General features: G+C 68.8%; 4 protein-coding genes. 1 reads left to right on the top strand and 3 read right to left on the bottom strand.

Translation table 11 applies throughout. The features are described 5' to 3' along the window. Positions 1-219 precede the first annotated feature (219 nt). The 3 genes from xseA to BM002_RS18885 form a co-directional block, all read right to left on the bottom strand. The gene (gene xseA, locus BM002_RS18895) at positions 220-1,764 is read right to left on the bottom strand and encodes an exodeoxyribonuclease VII large subunit (RefSeq protein WP_092785243.1); all 1,545 of its coding nucleotides are present in this window, start codon (positions 1,762-1,764) and stop codon (positions 220-222) included. A gap of 32 nt (positions 1,765-1,796) precedes the next feature. Then, a complete protein-coding gene (locus tag BM002_RS18890; RefSeq protein ID WP_139212429.1) occupies positions 1,797-2,450 on the bottom strand; it encodes a glycine-rich domain-containing protein in 654 nt (217 codons plus the stop codon). A 68-nt stretch (positions 2,451-2,518) separates the two neighbouring features. Next, the gene (locus BM002_RS18885) at positions 2,519-3,166 is read right to left on the bottom strand and encodes a glycine-rich domain-containing protein (protein ID WP_092785237.1); all 648 of its coding nucleotides are present in this window, start codon (positions 3,164-3,166) and stop codon (positions 2,519-2,521) included. A 163-nt stretch (positions 3,167-3,329) separates the two neighbouring features. Between BM002_RS18885 and purD the strand changes: the two genes are divergently transcribed. Next, complete coding sequence (purD, locus tag BM002_RS18880; RefSeq protein ID WP_092785234.1) at positions 3,330-4,586, top strand: phosphoribosylamine--glycine ligase; 1,257 nt, start codon at positions 3,330-3,332, stop codon at positions 4,584-4,586. Positions 4,587-4,856: the final 270 nt, after the last annotated feature.

Here is a 4,856-nt window from a genome sequence, read left to right as displayed (position 1 = left end):
GACCAGGACAGCCCCTCCGACCTGCGCGGCCTGAACGGCGCCACGTCCTTCTCGGGCCAACCCACTGTCGGCGCTGACATTTTTGCCCAGATCAAGGCCGCGAGCGCCGAAGACAAATGATCTAGACGACCCCGCATCCCGCCAATCTCTCTCCCCCGAGGTGCGTTGCGGCACGGACACCCCCCGGTTCAGCGAAAGCTGCCGGGGGGTGTTCTTTTGTCAAAAGAGGCTGCCCTGATCGGGCCCGCCCCCCGGCTTCGCCCTCCACTCCGGAGCCTTGCCGCCCGTTTTCACCCGGCCATCGGCAAACTCCACCTCCAGCGTCGCCGCGCGCCGCGCAGCCTCGGCAGTCGTGATGATCGCGTCCCCGTCCCGAACAACGGCGAATCCCCGCGCCAAGGTCGCCTGATAGCCAAGCGACAGGCGCAACCGATCCAGTGCCGCCAGCCGGTCGCGCGCGCGATCCTGCCGTGTCCGCGCCAGAGCCGCCAAGCGCTGCAACGTCCGCGCAAGACGGTCGCGATCCTGCCGCAGCGCGCGTTCCACCGGCGACGGGCGCAGGCGCGCCGCCAGCCGGTCCAGGTCGCGCCGCACCCTGTCCCGCGCACGCGGCAAGGCCCCGTCCAGCCGGGCGGACAATTGCAAAAGCTGCTGGCGTTGCCGCGCGACCTGCGCGGTCAGCGCGCCGGGCGTCACCCGCCCCTCCAGCCGCGACAGGCGCAACCGCGCCCCCGCCGTCCGGGCCCGCAGGGCCGTGGGCAGCCGTTCGGACGCAAGATCAAGGCGTTGACGCGGCCCCGACAAAAGCATGTCGATCCGCGGCAGGGCCCGACCCAGGTCGATCCACCGTTGCCGCCGCCCCTGAACCGCCGCGCGCACAGCCCGCGTCTGCCGCAGGCCCAAGGCGTCGATCCCCGCCAGCAGGTCCAGCCGCACCGGCACCGCCATCTCTGCCGCCGCCGTCGGCGTGGGCGCGCGCCGGTCGGACGCATGGTCAATCAGAGTGGTGTCGGTCTCGTGCCCTACGGCAGAAATCAGGGGGATCGCGCTGTCGGCGGCGGCGCGCACGACTACCTCCTCGTTGAAGCCCCACAGATCCTCGATCGATCCACCGCCCCGCGCCACGATCAGAAGGTCGGGCCGCGCGAACGGCAGGTCCGGCGCATTGAACCCGCGGATCGCATTCGCGACCTCGCCGGCGCTGGCCTTGCCCTGCACCGCCACAGGCCAGATCAGGACGTGACGCGGGAAACGGTCGCGCAACCGGTGCAGGATGTCGCGGATCACCGCGCCCTGCGGCGAGGTGATGACCCCGATCACATCGGGCAGAAACGGCAGCGGCACCTTGCGCGCCGGATCGAACAGCCCCTCGGCCGCCAGGGCCAGACGTCGCTTCTCGAGCATCGCCATCAGGGCCCCGGCCCCGGCCACCTCCATCGCGTCGACATTAAGGGTGTATTTCGATTGCGACCCGAACCCCGACAGACGGCCGGTCACGATGACCTCCATCCCTTCCTCGGGCTCGACCGAAAGCTGCGAGATCTGCCCCTTCCAGGTGGTGCAGGACAGGACGTTCCGGTCGTCCTTGACGTCGTAGTAGAGATGCCCCGACCGCGCGCGAAAGATGCGCCCGATCTCGCCGCGCACGCGGATGCGCCCGAAGGCATCCTCAAGCGCGCGCTTCACCGCACCCGAGATTTCGGAGACGGTGTATTCCGCTTCGTTGCGGCGTGGGGCGGCGGGTTCGTCGATGAGGTCATCCATGGGGCGGTTCTAGCGCCCGATGCGGCCGGGCACTAGTCGCCGCAGCCGCCGCCACAATCGCCGCAATCGCCGCCTTCGCTGTCCGACCAGATATCGATCTCGAAGCCGAGGTTGACGCCCCAGTGTTGCAGCGCCGTGACCGCCGTGATGCCGACCACCATCAGGCCGACGGCCGAGAAGACCAGCACGAAGGGAAGCGGCAGGCCATCGTCGATCATCGGCGCGGCCCAGAACGCGAGGAACGCCATGATTACGAAGCAAAAGATTGCGGTGGCGGTCGCCTGCCAGCGGCACTGACGCTTCCAGATGCCCTTGGGCGGTGCCTCGCCGAACTCCGCCTCGTAGCGGCGCAGGGTGGCGGCGAAATCGGCGCTGTGGCCCGTCGTCTCGCCAGGTGTGTGGTGCACGGGCTTGCCGCCCAGAACCTCGGGCACCAGCCGGTTCCAATAGTCGCGGGTATGGGTGAGGTGGAGGTGCCAGACCGCGTCAATCGCCCGGGTGGGCACGCAGCGCGCGTCGCTTGTGGCACACAGATAGAGGAAGCGCTTGTATTCCTCGATCCCGCGGCGCGCCGTCGCTTCGCTGATCCGTTGATCGTCGCAAAGCTGCCGCAGGAAGGAGCGTCCCGCGCTGTCGGCGGGCATCGGGTGAGCCGCGATCCGGCTCCAGAGGTTTTGGTTTCGCATTCAGGGTCCTTTTGCTGTTTCCCTGCCAAAGCGTGATCAGCCGTGTGCAACGGTTTCATGACAGTCGATCAGTCGCCGCAACTCCCGCCTCCGTCAGACCCGCAGTCGCCGCCCGCGCTGTCCGACCAGATGTCGACGCCGAAACCGATGTGGATGCCTTTGTCGGCCAGGGTCGGGGCCAGCGCCGCCAAAAGGACGAAGGCCGCCAGGGTCAGCCCGAAGGCCGCAAACAGGATCGGCGCGCCGGTCATCACCGCGCTCCAGGTCCAGAACAGGGCGAATCCCCCCGCCATCACCACCCCGATCAGGTCATGACCCATCCGGCGGCGCGTCCAGATGCCCTTGGGCGGGTCCTCTCCGAACTCCTCGCGGTACCGGTCCAGCGTCCGCTCGAAATCGGCGTTGTGGCCCCGCGGTTTGCCCGGCGTGTGATGCACCGGATCGCCGCCCAGAACATCGGGCACGAACACCTCCCAATAGTCGCGGGTATGCGTCAGGTGCAGATGCCAGACGGCGTCGACGGCCCGGGTCGGCACGGTGCGCCCCTTGCCCGTCGCCGCAAGATAGAGAAACCGGCGATATTCCTCGATCCCGCGCAGGGCGGTGGTCCGCGAAATCCCCTGATCCCGGCGCAATTGGTCGACGAACGACTGCCCGTCGCTGTCGTCGGGAAATTGGTGGCTGGCAATCCGGTGCCAGAGATCGGGGTCCTGCATGGTGCGCCTCCCGCATGGGGTCACGCGCGAGGCTGGCAAATGGACGGGGCGAAAAGATGACCCAAAGACGGTGCTTGCGGGTCCGACCGCCCTGCCTCCCGTCATCTTGTATCGTGCGGACCCGCATTCTAGACCGCAGCCCAGACAACCGAAGGGGCGGCCCATGAACATCCTGATCCTCGGCAGTGGCGGGCGTGAACACAGCCTGGCCTGGGCCGTGCTGCAAAACCCCAAATGCGACCGGTTGATCGTGGCCCCGGGCAACGCAGGCATTGCCGAGATCGCGGAATGCGCCGCGCTCGACATTCTCGACGGGGCCGCCGTCACCACCTTCGCCGATGAGGAGAGCGTGGATTTCGTCATCGTCGGCCCCGAGGCGCCGCTGGCCGCGGGCGTGGCCGATGCGCTGGCCGCCGCCGGGATCGCGGTCTTCGGGCCGTCCGCCGCCGCCGCAAGGCTCGAAGCGTCCAAGGCCTTCACCAAGGAAATCTGCGCCGCCGTCGATGCCCCGACCGCCGCCTATGGTCGCTTCGACGATCTGGCCACCGCCCGCGCCTATCTCGCCCGCCAACCCGTGCCGATCGTGATCAAGGCCGACGGTCTGGCCGCGGGCAAGGGCGTCACCGTCGCGATGGAGCGGGCCGAGGCCGAGGCGGCGCTCGACGACATCTTCTCGGGCGTGCATGGCCGCGCCGAAGTCGTGATCGAGGCCTTCCTGACCGGCGAAGAGGCCAGCTTCTTCTGTCTGGTCGACGGCGAGGACGTGTTGCCCCTCGGCACCGCGCAGGATCACAAGCGGGTGGGCGATGGCGACACCGGCCCCAACACCGGCGGCATGGGCGCCTATTCCCCCGCCCCCGTCATGACGGCCGAGGTCGAGGCGCGGGCGCTCGACCGCATCGTCCGGCCCACCATGGCCGAGATGGTCCGGCGGGGCACGCCCATGCGCGGCATCCTGTTCGTCGGGCTGATGATCGACCGGGGCGAACCGAGCCTTGTCGAGTACAATGTCCGCTTCGGCGACCCCGAATGCCAATGCCTGATGATGCGTCTGGGCGGCCAGGTGCTCGACCTGCTGCTGGCCTGCGCCGAGGGGCGTTTGACGGGCGCGCGGGTGAACTGGGCCGACGACCACGCCCTTTGCGTGGTGCTGGCCGCCGACGGCTATCCCGGCGACTACGCCAAGGGCAGCCGCATCGGCGGTCTCGACGCCCTGCCGCGCGACAGCCGGAACATGGTCTTCCATGCGGGCACGGCGCGCGCCGGCGGCGAATTCGTCGCCAACGGAGGCCGCGTGCTGGGCGTCACCGCCCGGGGCGACGATCTGGCCGAGGCACGTGACCGCGCCTACGCCATGGTCGACGCCATCGACTGGCCAGAAGGCTTCTGTCGCCGCGACATCGGCTGGCGCGCCCTCTAGAAAGCTCCCGCCTCTTCTCTGCTTCCCAAATACTCAGGCCGCCCCCTCAGCCTGTCCGGACCCACCCCGATTCACGTCCGACGCAGATCACCCGTGCGTCACCCGTCCATCCGCTACAGTTTTCGACGCATTTTCACGGCCCGGTGAGGCCCGGATCACGGATCGTGAGGGCGGTGCGGGCCTGCGACAGGTCTGTGCGTATGCGCGCCGATATTCGCCTATTCTCACGCGTCCGTGCATTGAAGGTGAGCCCGCAGAGGTCCAGGTTAG

This window comes from Jannaschia pohangensis (assembly GCF_900113875.1).
Lineage (GTDB): Bacteria > Pseudomonadota > Alphaproteobacteria > Rhodobacterales > Rhodobacteraceae > Jannaschia > Jannaschia pohangensis.
This window is presented reverse-complemented; position numbering and strand designations above follow the sequence as displayed.